Origin of the sequence: Sphingomonas sp., from assembly GCA_019635535.1 — a bacterium.
In the GTDB taxonomy this organism is placed as follows: Bacteria; Pseudomonadota; Alphaproteobacteria; order Sphingomonadales; family Sphingomonadaceae; genus Allosphingosinicella.
Map to the genome: position 1 here is coordinate 2,686,836 of JAHBZH010000001.1, position 19,114 is coordinate 2,705,949.

19 protein-coding genes are annotated in these 19,114 nt (G+C 67.6%); 10 read left to right on the plus strand and 9 right to left on the minus strand.

Annotated elements, in window-relative coordinates:
- Positions 1-2 precede the first annotated feature (2 nt).
- The gene (locus KF780_13780; GenBank protein ID MBX3562870.1) at positions 3-140 is read right to left on the minus strand and encodes a hypothetical protein; all 138 of its coding nucleotides are present in this window, start codon (positions 138-140) and stop codon (positions 3-5) included.
- Positions 141-252: 112 nt separating this feature from the next.
- Entirely contained in the window at positions 253-1,767 is a 1,515-nt protein-coding gene (locus KF780_13785; protein MBX3562871.1) for a replicative DNA helicase, read from the minus strand.
- Positions 1,768-1,862: 95 nt separating this feature from the next.
- Here KF780_13785 and KF780_13790 point away from each other — a divergent pair, with 95 nt between their 5' ends.
- The gene (locus KF780_13790) at positions 1,863-2,381 is read left to right on the plus strand and encodes a UPF0262 family protein (GenBank protein MBX3562872.1); all 519 of its coding nucleotides are present in this window, start codon (positions 1,863-1,865) and stop codon (positions 2,379-2,381) included.
- A gap of 41 nt (positions 2,382-2,422) precedes the next feature.
- Positions 2,423-2,977, plus strand: a complete 555-nt coding sequence (locus KF780_13795; protein MBX3562873.1) for a dCTP deaminase — start codon at positions 2,423-2,425, stop codon at positions 2,975-2,977.
- 187 nt (positions 2,978-3,164) lie between these two features.
- Here KF780_13795 and KF780_13800 read toward each other — a convergent pair whose 3' ends face one another.
- The 4 genes from KF780_13800 to KF780_13815 form a co-directional block, all read right to left on the minus strand.
- A complete protein-coding gene (locus KF780_13800) occupies positions 3,165-3,758 on the minus strand; it encodes an NAD(P)H-dependent oxidoreductase (protein ID MBX3562874.1) in 594 nt (197 codons plus the stop codon).
- Positions 3,759-3,773: 15 nt separating this feature from the next.
- On the minus strand, positions 3,774-4,634 hold the full coding sequence (locus KF780_13805) for a c-type cytochrome (GenBank protein MBX3562875.1): 861 nt from the start codon (positions 4,632-4,634) through the stop codon (positions 3,774-3,776).
- Between the two features lie 126 nt (positions 4,635-4,760).
- Positions 4,761-7,070: a VacB/RNase II family 3'-5' exoribonuclease gene (locus KF780_13810; protein MBX3562876.1), complete on the minus strand. Its 2,310-nt coding sequence runs from the start codon at positions 7,068-7,070 to the stop codon at positions 4,761-4,763.
- On the minus strand, positions 7,071-8,078 hold the full coding sequence (locus tag KF780_13815) for a fumarylacetoacetate hydrolase family protein (GenBank protein ID MBX3562877.1): 1,008 nt from the start codon (positions 8,076-8,078) through the stop codon (positions 7,071-7,073).
- A gap of 76 nt (positions 8,079-8,154) precedes the next feature.
- Here KF780_13815 and KF780_13820 point away from each other — a divergent pair, with 76 nt between their 5' ends.
- From KF780_13820 to mmsB, 6 genes are all read left to right on the plus strand, one after another.
- Positions 8,155-9,651, plus strand: coding sequence for a CoA-acylating methylmalonate-semialdehyde dehydrogenase (locus KF780_13820; protein ID MBX3562878.1), 1,497 nt, complete (start codon positions 8,155-8,157; stop codon positions 9,649-9,651).
- Between the two features lie 169 nt (positions 9,652-9,820).
- Positions 9,821-10,966 (plus strand): acyl-CoA dehydrogenase family protein, encoded by a 1,146-nt coding sequence (locus tag KF780_13825; GenBank protein ID MBX3562879.1) that lies wholly within the window; start codon positions 9,821-9,823, stop codon positions 10,964-10,966.
- A complete protein-coding gene (locus KF780_13830; GenBank protein MBX3562880.1) occupies positions 10,963-12,699 on the plus strand; it encodes a hypothetical protein in 1,737 nt (578 codons plus the stop codon). Before KF780_13825 ends, KF780_13830 begins: the two co-directional genes overlap by 4 nt.
- Positions 12,700-12,724: 25 nt before the next feature.
- Positions 12,725-13,798: an enoyl-CoA hydratase/isomerase family protein gene (locus KF780_13835; protein ID MBX3562881.1), complete on the plus strand. Its 1,074-nt coding sequence runs from the start codon at positions 12,725-12,727 to the stop codon at positions 13,796-13,798.
- The gene (locus KF780_13840) at positions 13,798-14,574 is read left to right on the plus strand and encodes an enoyl-CoA hydratase (protein MBX3562882.1); all 777 of its coding nucleotides are present in this window, start codon (positions 13,798-13,800) and stop codon (positions 14,572-14,574) included. The genes KF780_13835 and KF780_13840 overlap by 1 nt, the downstream gene beginning before the upstream one ends.
- A gap of 104 nt (positions 14,575-14,678) precedes the next feature.
- Entirely contained in the window at positions 14,679-15,584 is a 906-nt protein-coding gene (gene mmsB, locus KF780_13845; protein ID MBX3562883.1) for a 3-hydroxyisobutyrate dehydrogenase, read from the plus strand.
- Here mmsB and KF780_13850 read toward each other — a convergent pair.
- The 3 genes from KF780_13850 to KF780_13860 form a co-directional block, all read right to left on the minus strand.
- Positions 15,581-15,949: a hypothetical protein gene (locus tag KF780_13850; protein ID MBX3562884.1), complete on the minus strand. Its 369-nt coding sequence runs from the start codon at positions 15,947-15,949 to the stop codon at positions 15,581-15,583. The two genes, mmsB and KF780_13850, sit on opposite strands and share 4 nt — an antisense overlap.
- Positions 15,950-16,040: 91 nt before the next feature.
- Positions 16,041-17,495, minus strand: coding sequence for a glycerol kinase GlpK (gene glpK / locus KF780_13855; protein ID MBX3562885.1), 1,455 nt, complete (start codon positions 17,493-17,495; stop codon positions 16,041-16,043).
- Positions 17,496-17,515: 20 nt separating this feature from the next.
- Positions 17,516-17,941, minus strand: coding sequence for a MerR family transcriptional regulator (locus KF780_13860; GenBank protein MBX3562886.1), 426 nt, complete (start codon positions 17,939-17,941; stop codon positions 17,516-17,518).
- A 98-nt stretch (positions 17,942-18,039) separates the two neighbouring features.
- Between KF780_13860 and KF780_13865 the strand changes: the two genes are divergently transcribed.
- Both KF780_13865 and KF780_13870 read left to right on the plus strand, forming a co-directional pair.
- A complete protein-coding gene (locus tag KF780_13865; protein MBX3562887.1) occupies positions 18,040-18,801 on the plus strand; it encodes a glutaredoxin family protein in 762 nt (253 codons plus the stop codon).
- 37 nt (positions 18,802-18,838) lie between these two features.
- A complete protein-coding gene (locus tag KF780_13870) occupies positions 18,839-19,099 on the plus strand; it encodes a hypothetical protein (protein MBX3562888.1) in 261 nt (86 codons plus the stop codon).
- The last annotated feature ends 15 nt before the right edge of the window (positions 19,100-19,114 follow it).

A 19,114-nucleotide genomic window follows, 5' to 3' on the forward strand; every position in this document is an offset into this window, starting at 1 on the left:
CCTTATCGCCAGACAAACAACAGGATCAGGAAGATTGCGGTGACCAAGGCCAGACCCCAGCCAAGGACGTAGCGCGTCACATGCGGGGTCGATCCCGCACGCGCATCTGTCTTGCTGATATGCCGCCCTTCCTGATCCATGCGAAAAGCACCCCTCGGGTTCCATTCGTTACAGGAAGGCAACGCCCGCCGCCCGGGCCGGTTCCCACAATCCACCGCGCGGAGCGCACGTTTTCGCGCGCGCGCCGACGGGTCAGCCGCGCAATTCCGGAAGGTGGTCCGCGTCGATATGGTCGGAGAAGCGGGTGATCTTCGCGTCGAACTTCAGCCGCACCTTGCCGGTGGCGCCGTGGCGCTGCTTGGCGACGATCATCTCGGCCATCTGGTAGACGCGCTGCATGTCGCGCTGCCATTCCTCATGCGCTTCCCAGACCTTGGAATCGTCGCCCTCGATCGGCCGCTTGGGCTCGCGCGCCGCGACATAATATTCCTCGCGATAGACGAACCAGACCATGTCGGCGTCCTGCTCGATCGACCCGGATTCGCGCAGGTCCGAAAGCTGCGGGCGCTTGTCCTCGCGCTGCTCGACGGCGCGGCTGAGCTGGGAGAGGGCGAGCACCGGCACGCTCAACTCCTTGGCGAGCGTCTTCAGGCCGCGCGAGATTTCGGAGATTTCCTGCACGCGATTGTCGTTGTTGCCCCGTCCCGTGCCCTGGAGGAGCTGGAGATAATCGACGATGACGAGGCCGATCCCCTTCTGCCGCTTCATCCGCCGGGCGCGGGTGCGCAACGCCGCGATGGTGAGGCCGGGCGTGTCGTCGATATAGAGCGGCAGCGTCTCCAGCTCGGCGGCGGCGCGGGCGAGATTGCGGAAATCGTGCTGGCTGATCTTGCCCATGCGCAGGGCTTCGGAGCTGATCCCGCTATTCTCGGCGAGGATACGCGTGGCGAGCTGGTCGGCCGACATTTCGAGGCTGAAGAAGGCGATGCCGGCGCCGGCGCGCTTGGCCGGATCGATCCCGTCCTCCTCGTCCTGCAGCCAGCGCCGCGCGGTGTTGAAGGCGATGTTGGTGGCGAGCGCCGTCTTGCCCATGCCGGGGCGGCCGGCGAGGATGACGAGATCGGAGCCGTGCAGGCCGCCGGTCTTGGCGTTGACCGTCTCCAGGCCGGTGGTGAGGCCGGAGAGGCCGCCGCCGGAATTGAGCGCCTTTTCCGCCATCTGGACGGCCATGCGGGTGGCTGTCGCGAAGCTCTTCACCGAGCCCTCGCCGCCCCCTTCCTCGGCGACGCGGTAGAGCGCGGCCTCGGCACTCTCGATCTGGCCCTTGGGATCGACCTCGTCCGACGTGTCGAGCGCCTGCTCGACCATCTCGCGCCCGACGCCGACCAGGGCGCGCAGCAGCGCGAGATCGTAGATCTGGTCGGCGAAATCGCGCGCGCCGATCACGGTGGCGGAGCCGGAGCCGGTGAGCTGCGCCAGATAGGCCGGGCCGCCCAGCTCCTTCATCTGCTCGTCCGCCTCGAACAAAGGGCGCAGCGTGACGGGGCTGGCGATCATGTTCCTGTCGAGCAGGCGCAATATCTGATCGTAGATGCGCGCGTGGAGCGGCTCGAAAAAATGCTCCGGGCGCAGGCGAATCTGGATGTCCTCGGCCAGCCGGTTGTCGATCATCAGCGCGCCGAGCAGCGCCGCCTCGGCCTCGACATTGTGCGGGAGCGACTGGGTCGCGGGCTCGGATTCGACGACGTTGAACGAGGGTTGGGCCATGCCCGACTCATTGGACCCTTCCGCCGCGGCGCTCAAGCCAGCAACCCTGTGGAACTGATGTGGATAAGCGATGCTGCACCTGCTAACAGATCAATATGGGCCATCCGCGCATCATCGCCATCGAGCTGGACGAGCGGTCGATCCTGCGCCGCAGCGCGGATATCGAGCAGGAGCGGCGGATCGCGATCTTCGATCTGCTGGAGGCGAATCATTTCGACGTCGCGGGCCATGCGGGGCCGTTCCGGGTGATGCTCCGGGTCGAGGAAGGGCGGCTTGCGATCGAGCTGGGCGACGAGGCCGGCGCGGCATTGGACACGATCCGCATCGGCCTGGCCCGCTTCCGCCGCCCGATCCGCGACTATTTCCAGATCTGCGAATCCTATTTCCGGGCGGTGCGTTCCGACAGCCCGCGCGGCATGGAGGCGATCGACATGGCGCGGCGCGGCCTGCACAACGAGGCGGCGGCCCTGCTCGTCGAGCGGCTGAAGGACCAGGTCGAGATGGATTTCGACACCGCCCGGCGGCTCTTCACCCTGATCTGCGTGCTGCACATCAGGGCCTCGACGACGGCGGTTGACTCGCACGGCGGCCACCACGCATCCAACGCGGCATGACCCGTCGCCCGCTTCCCCGTTCGATTCGGGGCCTCGCCTAGATGTCCATTCTCTCCGACCGCTGGATTCGCGCGCAGGCGAACGCCCACGGCATGATCGAGCCCTTCGTCGAATCGCAGCGGCGCGAGGGATGCATCAGCTACGGCCTCTCCTCCTACGGCTATGACGCGCGCGTGGCGGACGAATTCAAGATCTTCACCAATGTCGACAGCGCCATCGTCGATCCCAAGGATTTCGCGGCCAACAGCTTCGTCGACCGCAAGACCGACGTGTGCGTCATCCCGCCCAACAGCTTCGCGCTGGCGCGGACGGTGGAATATTTCCGGGTGCCGCGCGATGTGCTCGTCATCTGCCTGGGCAAATCCACCTATGCGCGTTGCGGCATCATCGTGAACGTGACGCCGCTGGAGCCGGGCTGGGAAGGCCATGTGACGCTGGAATTCAGCAACACGACGCCCCTGCCCGCGAAAATCTACGCGAACGAGGGCGCCTGCCAGTTCCTGTTCCTGCAGGGCAACGAGCCGTGCGAGACCAGCTATGCCGACCGCGCCGGCAAATATATGGGCCAGAAGGGCGTGACCCTGCCGAAGCTGTGACGTGGATCGACGGCGTTGCACGCCGCGGAAGTTGACGAACCTGACGCCACGTCGGGGATGAATCCCTTCCGCGCCAGCAGTTTCAGGCCGCAACGAAAGACAAGGCGAGAGGGCGAAGGTCATGGCGCGCTCCAAATCGCGGCGAGCCTGACAGAGCAATTCCTACATTCCAAGCCCCGGTCAAAGATCAGCTTGCCGCGTCGTCGGCCAGTTCGCCGGGACCGCGCAGGATCTTCTCTACCCAGTCCGCATAGCAGGCAATGAAGTTGGTCAGGAGCCTGACCGCCTTCCCGTCCTTCAGCGCGCCATTCTCGTCGAACCAGTCGCCGACATTGGCGAGATAGGCCTCCGGCTGCTGCATCAGCGGAATGTCGAGGAAGACGCAGGACTGGCGCAGATGATGGTTGGCGCCAAACGCGCCGAGCGCCCCCGGCGTCGCGCTGACGATGGCGCCAGGCTTCTTGGCGAAGACCGACTGGCCATAGGGCCGCGAGCCGACGTCGATCGCATTCTTGAGCACGCCGGGCATGGAGCGGTTATATTCGGGTGTGACGAACAGCACGCCGTCGGCCGGCCGGACCTGATCGCGGAACATCCGCCACGCGGCGGGGGCTTCGTCCGGATCGAGGTCCTGATCGTAGTGCGGCAGATCGCCGATCTCGACGATCGCCAGTTTCAGCCGGTCCGGCGCCAGGTCGGCGAGGATATGAGCGATGCGGCGGTTGAAGGAATCCTTGCGCAGGCTGCCGACAAGGACGGCGATGTCGCGGGGAGTGGCCATGCCCCTCCCTACGCTCTACCGGGCCAGTCGTTCCGCCCGCGCGACGAGGTAGGCATGGATCGCATCGATCTCCGTGTCGGAATAGTGCCGGGTGTCGTTCTCGGCGATCTCCCGCATCAGGCCGAGATCGCGGCCGTGCGGCGCGACGCCGGCGCGCATCAGGGTACGGAACTGCGCCCGGTCATAGGCGCCCGCGATGGTAAGATCCGGCGCGAGCACCTCCGGCATCGGCTCCCCGCCCGTCAGGTCCGGGCCGTGACAGCCGGCGCACTGAACCTCGGCGAGCCGGCGGCCCGCCGCATGTTCGGCGCCGAGATCGTAGGGCCGGGTCACGCGGAATTCCTCGATCATCGCCATTGCGGGGCGAATGCCGCCACTCGCCAGCGCAAAACGCCCGATCGGCCCCCATTCGAGCGGCGACACCGGCGCCCCGGCGCGCGGCACCGAGCGGATATAGGCGATCAGGGCGGCGACCTCCTGATCGGTGAGCCGCGCATAGACTTCGGACGGCATGTCGAACAAAGCCCGCCCGTCGGCCCCGATGCCCTGACGGATCGCCTGGGCGAGCTGCTGGTCGCTGACCCGCGTCGCCAGCTCGTTGAGATTGGGCGCCCAGAGCCGAACGACGTTCGGCACATCGGCCATCATCCGCCCGCGCAGCCCCTCGCCATGGCAGTTCACGCAGCCGAGGATGCGCGCCTGCCGGCCGGCATCGGCGAGCTGGACGGGCGTGGGCGCGGCGAGGCGTTCGGGCGCGGCCTCGTGGCGCGCGCCCAGCACCTGCGCCGAGGTGAACCAGACCCAGCCGACGAAGGCGAGCGCCAGAACGGTCAGGCCGGCCAGGGCATAGCCCAGCCAGCGGAACAGCATCTTCATGCGAGGAACCTTTCTCTCCCCAGAAATTCGCCGTGTTATTTATATAACACAGTCTGTCGGGAAAATGAACGAAACGCTCCCGGAACCATTACCCCATGCCGCGCCCGAAAAGAAGCGGGCCTGCCGCTAGCGACGGCCCCGGTGGCGGATGTTCGCGGGCCGGCCGCGCTTGCCGACCATGTGGCCGGCCGTGTCGCGGCGGGGGCCGCGCGGGGGCCGCGCCCGCTCTTCCCCGCCGCGCGGGCCGTCGGGCAGCTCGAAGCGCAGATTGCCGCTCACCGGATCGGCTTCGGCGAGGCGCAGCGGCAGGCGCTGACCGATCGTGAAGGTCTCGCCGCTGTCCTCGCCAGTCAGGCTGTGGCTGCTCTCGTCGTAACGGAAATATTCGTTGCCCAGCAGAGCCGCCGGGACGAGGCCGTCGCCGCCCAGTTCCTCCACCGTCGCGAAGAAGCCGAAGGGCTGCACGCCGGTGACCCGGCAGTGCAGCACCTGACCGACATGATCGGCGAGATAGGCGGCGACATAGCGGTCCATCGTTTCGCGCTCGGCGATCATCGCCCGGCGCTCCAGATTGGAGATGAGCTCACCCGTCGCCTCCATCGACGCGGCCTCCTCACCGCTCAGCGCGCCTTCGCCCAGCCGATACGCGCCGACCAGCGCGCGGTGGACGAGGAGGTCGGCATAGCGGCGGATCGGCGAGGTGAAGTGGGCGTAGGAGCCGAGCGCGAGACCGAAATGCCCCTGGTTGCGCGGGGCGTAATAGGCCTGGGTCTGGGTGCGCAGCACCTGCTCCATCACCTGCGGGCGGAAATCCGCATCGCCGATCCGCGTCAGAATGTGATTGAACGTCGCCGGGCGGATCACCTGCCCCATCGCGAATTCGAGGCCAAACGTGTCGAGATAGTCCTTCAGCGCGACCAGCTTCTCGCGCGCCGGCGGCTCGTGGACGCGGTACATGACCGGGGCTTGTCTTCCCTCCAGCGCCTTGGCCGCCGCGACATTGGCGGCGATCATGTAATCCTCGATGAGCTTGTGCGCGTCGAGCCGCTCGCGCGGGGCGACGGAGAGGATGCGGCCCTTCTCGTCGAGCGTCACCCGGCGCTCGGGCAGGTCCAGCTCCAGCGGGGCGCGCTTCGCCCGCGCCTTGTAAAGCGCCCGCCAGCACTCCCAGAGCGGGATCAGGGTGGAATGGACGAGGGCGGGAAGGACGGGGCCATTGCTCTCGATCTCCGGCATGGCGCAGGTCGGCGAAGACACTTCGATCCGATCCTGCCCGGCTTCCGCATCGATCGCCGCTTGGGCGTCCTCATAGGCGATGTTCGCGGCGATGCGGACGCGAGCGCGGGTGAAGCGCCAGGATTTAAGCGCGCCGACCTTCGTCACCTGGAGATGGCAGACCAAAGCGGCGCGATCCTCGCCCTGCTTCAGCGAGCAGATGCCGGCGCTCAATTCCTCCGGCAGCATCGGCACGACGCGGTCGGGGAAATAGACGCTGTTGCCGCGCTTGCGAGCCTCCCTGTCCAAAGCCGAGCCGGGGCGGACGTAGAAGCTGACATCGGCGATCGCGACGATCGCCTGCCAGCCGCCTTCGTTGGCGGGATCGTCGTCCGGCGCGGCCCAGACCGCATCGTCATGGTCGCGCGCGTCCGCCGGATCGATCGCGACGATCGGGATGTGGGTGAGGTCTTCGCGATCCCCCAAAGGCTGCTTGGCCGCCCGCGTCGCCTCGGCCAGCACCGCGTCGGGGAAGACATGCGGAATCTCATGCTTGTGGATCGCGATCAGGCTGAAGCTGCGTGGGGCGAAGGGATCGCCGAGGATCGTGTCCACCCGCGCGGAGAGGCGCGGGGGCCGGCCGGTCTTTTCGGCCAGCACGAGATCGCCGACCTGTGCGTCGCCGAGATCGGAAATGGGCAGCTCGCGCCGCTCCTTCTTCTCGACGGGCTTCAGCCAATGCTTGTCGCCCTCCCGATGGATGACGCCGAGCAGCAGCTCGCTGCCTTTCAGCAGCTTCTTCATCGGATGGGCGACCCAGCCGCCGTCCCGGCCCTCCTCGTTGCGCGCCAGGATGCGATCGCCGACGCCGAGCGCCGGCCCGCGCCCCTTGCGCTCCATCACGCGCAGGCGGGGCGGCGGCGCCTCCGCCTCCCAGCGTTCCGGCACCGCGAAGGCGCGGCCCGCATCGTCCACGTCGACGACGCGCAGCACCGTCACCTTCGGCACCCCGCCGAACCGGTGGAAGGCGCGCCCCGGCCCGGCGTCGATCAGCCCCTCGTCGCCCATATCCTTGAGCAGTGCCTTCAGCGCGATCTTCTCATTGCCCTTCAGGCCGAACGCCCTGGCGATCTCGCGCTTGCCCGCCGTCCGGTCGGACGACTGGAGGAACTCGAGAATCTGCTCGCGGGTGGGAAGGCCGGGCTTGGGCTTTCTGGCCATTCAGGCCGAAACCACTTCCTGCGCGATGGTTCCGAAGATCGGGTGGCCGTGCGCGTCGTCCATCCAGATGCGGACGGTGTCGCCGGGCTTGAGGAAGGGGGTGGCGGGCTTGCCGTCGAGGATGGTCTCGACGGTGCGGATTTCGGCGAGGCAGGAATAGCCCTTGCCGCCGCGATCCACCGGCTTGCCGGGGCCGCCGTCCGCGTCCTTGTTGGAGACCGTGCCGGAGCCGATGATCGTGCCGGCGCCCAGATTCCGGGTCTTTGCCAGATGCGCGATCAGGGTGCCGAAATCGAAGGTCATATCGACGCCCGCATCGGCGCGGCCGAAGGGCTCGCCGTTGAGGTCGACCTTGAGCACGCCATGCAGCTTGCCGTCCGCCCATGCGTCGCCCAGTGCGTCGGGCGTCACGAAGACGGGCGAGAGCGCGGAAGCCGGCTTGGACTGGAGGAAGCCGAAGCCCTTGGCCAGCTCGGCCGGGATGAGGCCCCGGAGGGACACGTCGTTGACCAGGCCGATCAGCCGGATGTGGCCGAGCGCGTCGGCGCGGGAGACGCCGCGCGGCACGTCGCCGGTGACGACGACGATCTCCGCCTCGAGATCGCAGCCCCAGGCCTCGTCCGCCAGCGGGACCGGATCGCGGGGGGCGAGCATCTCGTCGGACGCGCCCTGATACATGAGCGGATCGGTCCAGAAACTCTCCGGCATCTCGGCGCCGCGCGCCTTCCGCACCAGCTCGACATGGTTCACATAGGCCGATCCGTCCGCCCACTGATAGGCGCGCGGCAGCGGCGCGTCCGCCTCGCGTTCGTGAAAGCGCTCGCGCGGGATCGCCTCATGCGCCAGATCGGTCGCGAGCAGGCGCAGGGCCGGCTCCGCGTTCGCCCAATCGTCCAATGCCGCCTGCAAGGTCGGCGCGATGTGGCGCGCGTCCGCGCACCAGGCGAGATCGTCCGAGACCACCACCAGCCGCCCGTCGCGACCGCTCTTCATGCTGCCAAGTTTCATGGCCCTGCACTGGCATTTCCGCGCCGGCTTGGCTAGGGCCACGGGCGATCCGGCCCTTTCGAGTCACGAGGATATCATGCGCAACATCGATCATTTCGTCGCGGGCGCCGCGTTCGCGTCCGGCGAGCGCCACGGCGACGTCTTCAACCCCAGCGAAGGCAATGTGCAGGCGCGGGTCCGCCTGGGTACCGCCGCCGATCTCGAGAAAGCCGTGGCGGCCGCGCGCGAGGCCTTCCCCGATTGGGCCGCGACCAATCCGCAGCGCCGCGCGCGCGTCATGTTCAATTTCAAGGCGCTGGTCGAAGCCAATATGGACGATCTCGCCCTCCTGCTCGCCAGCGAGCACGGCAAGGTCGTCGCCGACGCCAAGGGCGACGTGCAGCGCGGGCTGGAGGTGATCGAATATGCCTGCGGCATCCCGCATGCGCTGAAGGGCGAATATACGATCGGCGCCGGCCCCGGCATCGACGTCTATTCGATGCGCCAGCCGCTGGGCGTCGTCGCCGGCATCACACCGTTCAACTTCCCGGCGATGATCCCGATGTGGATGTTCGGCGTCGCCATCGCCTGCGGCAACACCTTCATCCTCAAGCCCTCCGAGCGCGACCCCAGCGTGCCGGTGCGCCTCGCCGAGCTGATGAAGGAAGCGGGCCTGCCGGACGGCGTGCTCAATGTCGTCCATGGCGACAAGGAGATGGTCGACGCGATCCTCGACCATGACGACATCAAGGCGATCAGCTTCGTCGGCTCCTCCGACATCGCGCAGTACATCTATTCGCGCGGCACCGCGAACAACAAGCGCGTGCAGGCGTTCGGCGGCGCCAAGAATCACGGCATCGTCATGCCCGACGCCGATCTCGACCAGGTGGTGAACGACCTCGCCGGCGCCGCCTTCGGCTCGGCCGGCGAGCGCTGCATGGCGCTGCCGGTGGTCGTGCCGGTGGGCGACAAGACCGCCAATGCGCTGCGCGAGAAGCTGATCCCGGCGATCGAGGGGCTGCGCGTCGGCGTCTCCACCGATCCCGACGCCCATTACGGCCCGGTCGTCACCGCCGCGCACAAGGCGAAGGTGGAAAGCTACATCCAGATGTGCGCCGACGAGGGCGGCGAGCTGGTGATCGACGGGCGCGGCTTCACGCTGCAGGGCCATGAGCAGGGCTTCTTCGTCGGCCCGACCTTCTTCGATCATGTGCAGCCGAGCTTCCGCTCCTACAAAGAAGAGATTTTCGGCCCCGTGCTCCAGATGGTCCGCGCCGACAGCTTCGAGGAGGCGGTGCGCCTGCCCAGCGAGCACGATTACGGCAACGGCGTCGCCATCTTCACCCGCAACGGCCACGCGGCGCGTGAGTTCGCGGCGCGGGTCAATGTCGGCATGGTCGGCATCAACGTGCCGATCCCGGTGCCGGTCGCCTATCACACGTTCGGCGGCTGGAAGCGCAGCGGCTTCGGCGACATCGACCAGCACGGGCCGGAAGGCGTGCGCTTCTGGACCAAGAACAAGAAGGTGACGCAGCGCTGGCCGGACGGCAGCGCAGGCGGCGAGAACGCGTTCGTGATTCCGACGATGGGGTGAGGCCAAGCCTCTCTCCCCCTTGCGGGAGAGAGGTTGGAGAGAGGGGCGGCCGGCGTCCGCCGGCCAAGAGACTCCTTCCTCAACTTCCTCAGCGGCATCGAGCCGCTTCGGAGGTCCCCCTCTCCCTACCCTCTCCCGCAAGGGGAGAGGGGCTGCTAGAGCGAGGACTATGACCAACCAGTTCGACCTCACCGACGAGCAGCGCCAGATCCAGGAGATGGCGCGCCAGTTCACCACCGATGCGATCTCGCCTTATGCCGGGGAGTGGGACGAGAAGCATATCTTTCCGCGCGACACGATCCGGTCGGCCGCCGAGCTGGGCTTCGGCTCCATCTATGTGTCCGAGGATTCCGGGGGCATCGGGCTGGGGCGGCTGGAGGCGGCCCTCATCATGGAGGCGATGGCCTATGGCTGTCCCTCCACCAGCGCCTTCATCTCGATCCACAACATGGCGTCGTGGATGATCGACCGTTTCGGCGCGCAGGCGGTGAAGGACAAATATCTCCCCTCGATGGTGACGATGGAGCGGATCGGCTCCTATTGCCTGACCGAGCCCGGTTCCGGCTCCGACGCCGCCGCGCTCAAGACCAGGGCGGTGAAGGACGGCGGCGATTATGTCGTCACCGGCACCAAGCAGTTCATCTCCGGCGGCGGCGAGAACGAGATCTATGTCTGCATGGTCCGCACCGGGGTGGATGGGCCGAAGGGCATTTCCTGTCTCGTCATCGAAAAGGACATGCCGGGCGTCAGCTTCGGCGCGCAGGAAAAGAAGCTCGGCTGGCATTCGCAACCGACCGCGCAGGTCAATTTCGATGCCGTCCGCGTGCCGGCGGAGAATCTGGTCGGCGGCGAGGGCGAGGGCTTCCGCATCGCGATGATGGGGCTGGACGGCGGGCGGCTCAATATCGGCGCCTGCTCGCTGGGCGGGGCGCAGCGCTGCCTGGACGAGGCGATCGCCTATACGAAGGACCGCAAGCAGTTCGGCCAGGCCATCGCCGATTTCCAGAACACGCAATTCATGCTCGCCGACATGGAGACCGAGTTGCAGGCCGCCCGGATGCTGCTCTACGCGGCGGCGGTGAAGGTGACGGAGAATGCGCCGGACAAGACGAAGTTCGCGGCGATGGCGAAGCGGCTCGCGACCGACTCGGGCTCGTCGATCGTGGACCGCGCGCTCCAGCTCCACGGCGGCTACGGCTATCTGCAGGATTACCCGATCGAGCGTTTCTGGCGGGATCTCCGCGTCCATTCGATCCTTGAGGGCACCAATCAGGTGATGCGGATGATCGTCGGGCGGGAGCTGACCCGCCAGTGACGGAAACCACGGACCATCCCGCGCGCATCGCCGAGCAATGGACGGCGGCGCTGCAGCATCTCGGCGAGGCGGCGCAAGCGGCCGTTCGGGGGGGACCGCCCCTCGCGACGTCCAGGCCCTACGATCCGCTCGCGCTGTTCCAGACCATGGCCGAATTCGCGGTCAATGTCCGGCCCGAGCAGTTGCTGCAGGTGCAGCTGGACGCGGCGCGCGAATGGACCGCTTTCTGGACCGACGCGCTGACGCCCAAAGCCCCGTCCGACGCCAGGCCGCGCGACCGGCGCTTCGCCCATCCGGGCTGGGAAGAGCAGCCCTATTTCCGCGCGCTGCGGGACGCCTATCTGCTCGCCTCGAAGCAGCTTCGCGAGAGCGTGAAGGCGGCGGGCGGCGACGGATCGAAGGCGGCGATGATGAACTTCCTCGCCGATCAATATCTGAACGCCGTCGCGCCGACCAATTTCGCTATGACCAATCCCGAAGTGGTCCAGCGCACAGTGGAGACGGGCGGCGCCAATCTCGCCGCCGGCTTCGCCAACCTGCTGGAGGACGTGGCCGCCGGCAAGGGCATCGTGAAGCGCCGGACGGAAAGCGATTTCGTCGTGGGCGAGACGCTGGCCACGACGCCCGGATCGGTCGTGTTCCAGAACGATCTGTTCCAGCTCATCCAATACAATCCGGCGACGGAGGAGGTGGCGGCGGAGCCCCTGCTCTATGTGCCGCCGCTGGTGAACAAATATTACATGATCGACCTCCAGCCGAAGTCGAGCCTGGTCAAATGGCTGGTCGATCAGGGGCGAACCGTGTTCGTCATCTCCTGGGTCAATCCGGACGAGCGCCACCGCGACATGGGCGTCGAGCAGTATGTGCTGGACGGCATCGTCGAGGCGATCGGCGCGGCCCGCAAGGCGGCGAAGGCGGACAGGGTCGATCTGTTCAGCTTCTGCCTCGGCGGCACGCTCGTCGCGATCGCCCTCGCCTGGCTCGCCGCGAAGGGCCGGGCGGACGAGGTGAACAGCGCCACGCTGATCGGATCGATGGTCGATTTCGCCGACATGCGCGACTGGTCGGCCTTCGTCCACGAAGCGCATCTGGACGCGCTGGAGGATCATCTCGCCAAGCGCGGCTTCATCGATTCGACGGAATTGCAGCAGCTCTTCGCCGCCGTGCGCTCCAACGATCTCATCTGGTCGTCGGTGGTGAACCATTACCTGCTCGACCGGCCGGCTCCGCCCTCCGACCTGCTCCACTGGTTCGAGGACGGCGCGCGCATCCCGGCGGCGTTCCTCAGCAGCTACAATCGCGGGCTCCTCGCGAAGAATGCGCTGAAGGCGGGGAGCGGTTTCGCGGTCGGCGATGTCGCGATCGATCTCGGCGCGGTGAAGACGCCGATGACCGTGATCGCGCTGAAGGACGATCATGTGTCGGCCTGGGAAGCGGTCTATGACGGCACGAAATTGTTCGGCGGGCCGGTGAATTACATCCTCGGCGGCTCCGGCCACAATGCCGGCGTGATCAACCCGCCGGCGGCGAACAAGCATGGCTATTGGACGAACGACGCGCGGCCCGAGACGGCGCAGGCATGGCTCGACGGCGCGACCCGTCACGAAGGCTCCTGGTGGCCGCACTGGACCGCGTGGCTCGACGCGCACGGCACCGGCAAGGTGAAGGCCCGCAAGCCGAAAAACGCCATCGAGGCCGCGCCGGGCAGCTATGTCCGCATCACGCATGACTGATGAAAATGGGGGCGCACAAGGCGCAATGATCGACGACGCCAATACCGACACCCTCACCTATATCGACGGCCGTGCCGGACGCTTGCGGCTCAACCGGCCCAAGGCGCTGCATGCGCTGAACCTGGCGATGGTGCGGCAGATGACCCAGGCGCTGCTCAACTGGCGCAACGACACCGCCGTGCGGCTGGTCATCATCGATCATGCGGAGGGGCGCGGCTTCTGCGCCGGTGGCGATGTCGTGACGATCGCCAAGAGCGCGGCGGGCCACGACGAGGCGGGCCGCGCCTTCTTCTTCGAGGAATATCGGCTGAACCACCTCATGTACACCTACGCCAAGCCGGGCGTGGTGTTCATGGACGGCATCACGATGGGCGGCGGCGTCGGCATTTCCTGCCCCTGCCGCTACCGGGTGGCGACCGAGCGGACCGTCTTCGCCATGCCGGAGACGACGATCGGCCTGTTTCCGGACGTGGGCGGCGGGCGGTACCTCTCGCGGCTGCGCGGCCGGGTGGCGCAATATCTGGCGCTGACCGGCGCGCGGATCGACGGCGCCGATTGCGTGACGCTCGGCCTCGCCAATTTCTACATTCCGTCCGATCGGCTGGAGGCGCTGAAGGACCAGCTCTGCCAGGAGCCGGAAAAGGCGGAGAGCCTGCTCGCGGGCGCGGCGGTCGCGCCGCCGCCGTCGAAGATCGCCGAGCTGCTGCCACTGATGGACCGGCTGTTCGCGTCGGACGAATATGAGGAGATTCTCGCCGCTTTGCGCGCCGATGGCGGCGAGTGGGCGACGCAGCAGCTCGACATCCTCGCCAAAAAATCGCCGACCGCCTGCAAGGTCAGCCTGCGGATGCTCGTCGAAAGTCCGCGCCAGCCGCATTTCCTGGACGAGATGCGGATGGAGTTCGCGATCGTGACGCGCATGTTCCGCCACGGCGACTTCTACGAAGGCGTGCGCGCGCTCCTCATCGACAAGGACAATGCACCGCGCTGGACCCCCGCCACGCCGGAGGAGGTGACGCCCGAGATGGTCGACGCCTTCTTCGCGCCGCTGCCGCCGGGCGAGACCTGGACCCCGCTGCCCATCGACGGAGACGAATGATGCCCGCCTACGAAACCATCCTGGTCGAGCCGAAGGGCGCGGTGACGCTCGTCACGCTCAATCGCCCGCAGGCGCTGAACGCGCTCAACAGCCAAGTGCTGGCCGAGCTGATCGATGCCTTCGCGGCTTATGACGCGGATCAGAGCCAGCGCTGCCTCGTGCTCACGGGCTCCGAAAAGGCCTTCGCCGCCGGCGCCGACATCAAGGAGATGGAGGAACAGGGCTTCGCGGAGATGTACGGCGCCAACTTCTTCGCCGGCTGGGAGAAGGTGACGGCGACCCGCAAGCCCTGGATCGCGGCGGTCAACGGCTTCGCGCTGGGCGGCGGCTGCGAGGTCGCGATGATGGCCGATTTCATCATCGCCGGCGACAACGCCAAATTCGGCCAGCCGGAGATCAAGCTGGGCGTCGCGCCCGGCATGGGCGGATCGCAGCGCCTGACCCGCGCGATCGGCAAGGCCAAGGCGATGGAGATGTGCCTCACCGGCCGGATGATGGGGGCCGAGGAAGCCGAGCGCGCCGGCCTCGTCGCCCGCGTCGTGCCGGCGGCCGAGCTGCTCGACGAGGCGCTGAAGACGGCCGGGACGATCGCCGCGATGGCCCCGCTCGCCGCCATCGCCAACAAGGAGATGGTCAACGCCGCCTATGAGAACAATCTGGCGCAGGGCATAGCGTTCGAGCGCCGGCTGTTCCACGGCCTGTTCGGCACGCAGGACCAGAAGGAAGGGATGAGCGCCTTCGTCGCCAAGCGTCAGGCGGAGTGGACAGGGCGTTAGATTTAGCCGTTCCCCGGCGAAGGCCGGGGTCTAGTTCCGAACAAGATCGGCGCGGTAGCGCCGCCTGGACCCCGGCCTTCGCCGGGGAACAAGAAAGGTGAAACATGGCACGCGTCGCATTCATCGGGCTGGGCAATATGGGCGGCGGGATGGCCGCGAATCTCGCCAAAGCGGGGCATGACGTGCGCGCCTTCGACCTGTCCGAAGAAGCGCTGGCCCGCGCCGAGGCGCGCGGGGCGCTGCGCGCCGCGTCCGCCGAGGAGGCGGTCGCCGATGCCGAGGCGGTCGTCACCATGCTGCCCGCCGGCAAGCATGTCCGCCAGGTCTATGCCGACGCGATCATCGGCAAGGCGCCGACCAGCGCGATCCTGATGGACTGCTCGACGATCGACGTGGACAGCGCGCGCGACGTGATCGGACAGGCGCAGGCCGGCTCCACCCTGATGGTCGACGCGCCCGTTTCCGGCGGCATCGCCGCAGCGGAAGGCGGCACGCTCACCTTCATGGTCGGCGGCACCGAGGAGGCGTTCAAGCGCGCCGAGCCGTTCCTGGCGCAGATGGGCAAGGCCGTGATCCATGCCGGCGGCGCGGGCGCGGGCCAAGCGGCGAAGATCTGCAACAACATGCTGCTCGGCGCCTCGATGGTCGCGACCTGCGAGACCTTCGCCATGGCGCAGAAACTGGGGCTCGATCTCCAGACCTTCTTCGACATCTCGTCGAAAGCGTCCGGCCAGTGCTGGTCGATGACCAGTTATTGCCCCGTCCCCGGCGTCGGCCCCGAAACGCCGGCCGACCGCAATTACGAAGGCGGCTTCGCGGCGGCGCTGATGCTGAAGGACCTGCGGCTCGCCATGGAAGCGGCGAAGAGCGCCGACGCCTACACGCCGATGGGCGCCCATGCCGAGGAGCTATACACCCGCTTCGCCGAAGCGCTGGGCGGCGGCGGCAAGGACTTCTCCGCGATCATCAATATGATCGACGACAGCTGGACGCCGCCTGTCGAATCCTAGTTCGCGTTTTCCGCGGGTGCGGGGCGCGCCGAGCCGATCTGCCCTTCCACCCCGATCAGGGCCGAATCGGCGACGCTGCGGTCGAGGACGATGCACGGGCTGCGGAAGCTGCTCCGCGCACAGATTTCCCAGCGGTCGCCGGGATGGACGGCGATGCTGCGGATATTCCAGTCCGTGCGGACATTGCGCGAGGCGGAATCGATCGTCCAGGTCGAGCCGTTGTAATTGGTCATCGCATAGAGAGTCAGCTCGCCGCGCACGGTGCGCGGCATCGCGGATCGTCGCTCTTCTTCCTGGGATTGCATCGCCAGCGTCGGCCCCGCGACGCACAAGGCCAGCATCGTCACGCAGATCGGTGTCTTCATGGGTGAGCCCTCCACATGCTTGATCGCGGCCGATGTTGGCCTTGTCCCGCCTTCATGACAAGGTCGCACCGGGAACGGCCTTGCGCGCGCCTTATCCCAGCACCCTCCCGATCGCGCCGCGCCATCCATCGAGGCGGCGCCCGCGCGCGTTCGGGTCCATCGCCGGGCTGAAATGTTCGACGCCCCCGCGCATCGCCGCGGCCTCGCCGAGCGAGCCGAACAGCCCGCCGCCAACCCCGGCCAGCATCGCCGCGCCCAGCGCCGTCGTCTCGACGAATTCCGGCCGCTCGACCTCGAGATCGAGCATGTCGGCCAAATCCTGCGCGACCCAATCGTTCGCGGTCATGCCACCGTCGATCCTCAGGCGACCCCAGGCCGCGCCGTCGGCGGCGAAGGCGGTCATCAGATCGTGGGTCTGGTGCGCCATCGCTTCCAGCGCCGCGCGCACGACATGCGCGCGGCCGGCGCCGAAGCTGAGGCCGGTGATCGCCCCGCGCGCATCCGGCGCCCAGTGCGGCGCCCCCAGCCCGACATGGGCGGGCACCAGATAGACGCCACCATTGTCCTCGACGGATCGTGCCATTGCCTCGGTTTCCGCCGCCGTCGCGACCAGCCCGATCGCGTCGCGCAGCCATTTGACCACGCTGCCCGCGACGAACACCGATCCTTCCAGCGCATAGGCACGCTCGCCGCCGAGCTGCCACGCCACCGTCGTCAGCAGCCGGTTCTTCGAAGCCGGTGCGTCGCCTCCGGTATTGGTCAGCACGAAGGCGCCGGTGCCGTAGGTCGCCTTGGTGTCGCCTGGCGCGAGGCAGACCTGCCCGACCGCCGCCGCCTGCTGATCGCCGGCGAGGCCGGCGATCTTCACCGGCGCGCCGAGCAGGTCGGTCGTCCCGAAATCGCCTGCGCAATCGACGATCTCGGGCAGCGCGCCGCGCGGCACGCCGAACAGGTCGCACAGCCCATCGTCCCAGCGGCCGGCATGGATGTCCATCAGGGCGGTGCGCGAGGCGTTGGTGGCATCGGTGACGTGGCGTCCGCCGGTCAGCCGGAAGACCAGCCAGCTTTCCACCGTGCCGATCGCGAGATCTTCGCCCGCTTCGCGAAGCTGCGGCCAATTCTCCAGCGCCCAGGCGATCTTCGAGGCGGAGAAATAGGGATCGAGCAGCAGGCCCGTCTTCGCCTGCACCGCCGGCTCGTGCCCCGCTTGCCTGAGCCGCGCGCACAGATCGGCGGTGCGCCGGTCCTGCCAGACGATGGCGGGGCCGAGCGGGCGGCCGGTGCGCCGGTTCCAGAACAGGATCGTCTCGCGCTGGTTGGCGATGCCGATCGCGCTTATCCGGGCGCCGTCGTCCGCGACATGGCGCGCGCAGCCGAGGCTCCCCAGCCAGATCTCCTCCGGATCATGCTCGACCCAGCCCGGTCGGGGATAGGATTGCGCGATCTCCCTGTCGGCGCTGCCCAGGCAGCGGCCGTCCGCCGCGAACAGCATCGCCCGCGTGCTCGTCGTGCCTTCGTCGATAACGAGGATCTGCTCTTCGGCCATGGCCCCTCCTGCCGCCATGGTCAGCCGCGCGCGTTCGGGAATCCAGCACTTTCTTGGCCGGATTCCTCGAACGCCGCGATGATCGGGCATGGCCCCTGCCCGGATGCGGCACAGGCCGAGGCGAGCGTTGCCAGCGAGGCGCGCGCCGCCTTCAGCTCTGCGATCCTGGCATCGAGGGCGGCGATCCGCGCGGTCGCCAACTCCCGGGCGCGCTTTCGGTCTTCGCCCACGTCCAGCGCCAGCAATTCGCCGATCTGCTCCAGCGTGAACCCCGCCGCCTGCGCGGAACGGATGAACCGCAGCCGCCGGACGTCCGCCGCGCCATAATGCCGCACGCCGCCGGATTTCGCGGGCGTCTCCAGCAGCCCGCGCCGTTGATAGTAACGCACCGTCTCCACGCCGACGCCGCCCGCCTTGGCAAGCCGCGAAATGGTCATCGCCGCCATCGCTTGACTCCGTACCATGGTCCGGACCCTATATGACGTACGGCCCGTTCAGGAACAAGCGCGCGCCGGCCTCGCCCGGCGCCGGAAAGGAACTTCCGATGACCTCCTCCGTCCCACGCCGCGCCACGCTGCATCGCATGGTGATGCCGGATCATGTCTGCCCTTATGGCCGCAAGGCGCTCTGGCTGCTGCGGCGCAAAGGCTATGAAGTGGAAGATCGCTGGCTGACCACCCGCGCACAGACCGACGCCTTCAAGACCGAGCATGACGTGGCGACCACGCCCCAAGTCTTCATCGATGGAACGCGGATCGGCGGCTATGACGATCTGCGCCGCCATTTCGGCCTCGGCGTCCGCGATCCCAGGGCGACCTCCTATGTGCCGGTGCTGGCCGTCTTCGCCGTCACCGCCTTGATGGCGCTCGCTTTCAGCCAGTTCAGCCAGGGCTCGCCCTTCACGATCCGGGCGGCCGAATGGTTCATCGGCCTTTCCATGATGACGCTCGCCATGCTGAAGCTGCAGGACGTGGAGAGCTTTTCCAGCATGTTCCTGAACTACGATCTGCTGGCGCAGCGCTGGGTGCCTTATGGCTATATCTATCCGTTCGCGGAGCTGGGCGCGGGCGCGCTGATGGTCGCGCACGCGCTGGACTGGCTCTCCATTCCCGTCGCGCTCTTCATCGGGACGATCGGCGCGGTATCGGTGTTCAAGGCGGTCTATATCGACCGGCGCGAGCTCAAATGCGCCTGTGTCGGCGGCGGCAGCAGCGTGCCTCTGGGTTTCGTCTCGCTGACCGAGAATCTGATGATGATCGCGATGGCGGTGTGGATGCTGACCCCGTGGAGCAATCTCGCGCACTAGCCTCGCGCTTCTCGCGCTACGCCACTATAATCGCGCGATGGATTTCGACGATCAGCTCCGCCGCCATTTCGGGACCGCCGATCTCGACACGCTCACGCCAGACGCGATCGGGGCGGGCATCGAGCGGATGCAGGTCGAATTCGGCCTCGAAAAGGACCGGGACCGGCGTTTCGCTTTGTGGACCCTGCTCCACATGCTCGGCGCCGCGCCCGATCTCGACGTCGCGTTCAAGGACGAAGAGGACCGCGAGGCGGCGCGCGACTTCATGGACATGATCGACGCGGCGGACGAGGGCTGACCCGGCCCGGCCGCG

Coding starts and splice junctions, on each gene's coding strand:
- KF780_13780 (MBX3562870.1), bottom strand. CDS start 140: ATGGATCAGGAAGGGCGGCATATCAGCAAGACAGATGCGCGTGCGGGA.
- KF780_13785 (MBX3562871.1), bottom strand. CDS start 1,767: ATGGCCCAACCCTCGTTCAACGTCGTCGAATCCGAGCCCGCGACCCAG.
- KF780_13790 (MBX3562872.1), top strand. CDS start 1,863: ATGGGCCATCCGCGCATCATCGCCATCGAGCTGGACGAGCGGTCGATC.
- KF780_13795 (MBX3562873.1), top strand. CDS start 2,423: ATGTCCATTCTCTCCGACCGCTGGATTCGCGCGCAGGCGAACGCCCAC.
- KF780_13800 (MBX3562874.1), bottom strand. CDS start 3,758: ATGGCCACTCCCCGCGACATCGCCGTCCTTGTCGGCAGCCTGCGCAAG.
- KF780_13805 (MBX3562875.1), bottom strand. CDS start 4,634: ATGAAGATGCTGTTCCGCTGGCTGGGCTATGCCCTGGCCGGCCTGACC.
- KF780_13810 (MBX3562876.1), bottom strand. CDS start 7,070: ATGGCCAGAAAGCCCAAGCCCGGCCTTCCCACCCGCGAGCAGATTCTC.
- KF780_13815 (MBX3562877.1), bottom strand. CDS start 8,078: ATGAAACTTGGCAGCATGAAGAGCGGTCGCGACGGGCGGCTGGTGGTG.
- KF780_13820 (MBX3562878.1), top strand. CDS start 8,155: ATGCGCAACATCGATCATTTCGTCGCGGGCGCCGCGTTCGCGTCCGGC.
- KF780_13825 (MBX3562879.1), top strand. CDS start 9,821: ATGACCAACCAGTTCGACCTCACCGACGAGCAGCGCCAGATCCAGGAG.
- KF780_13835 (MBX3562881.1), top strand. CDS start 12,725: ATGATCGACGACGCCAATACCGACACCCTCACCTATATCGACGGCCGT.
- KF780_13840 (MBX3562882.1), top strand. CDS start 13,798: ATGCCCGCCTACGAAACCATCCTGGTCGAGCCGAAGGGCGCGGTGACG.
- mmsB (MBX3562883.1), top strand. CDS start 14,679: ATGGCACGCGTCGCATTCATCGGGCTGGGCAATATGGGCGGCGGGATG.
- KF780_13850 (MBX3562884.1), bottom strand. CDS start 15,949: ATGAAGACACCGATCTGCGTGACGATGCTGGCCTTGTGCGTCGCGGGG.
- glpK (MBX3562885.1), bottom strand. CDS start 17,495: ATGGCCGAAGAGCAGATCCTCGTTATCGACGAAGGCACGACGAGCACG.
- KF780_13860 (MBX3562886.1), bottom strand. CDS start 17,941: ATGGCGGCGATGACCATTTCGCGGCTTGCCAAGGCGGGCGGCGTCGGC.
- KF780_13865 (MBX3562887.1), top strand. CDS start 18,040: ATGACCTCCTCCGTCCCACGCCGCGCCACGCTGCATCGCATGGTGATG.
- KF780_13870 (MBX3562888.1), top strand. CDS start 18,839: ATGGATTTCGACGATCAGCTCCGCCGCCATTTCGGGACCGCCGATCTC.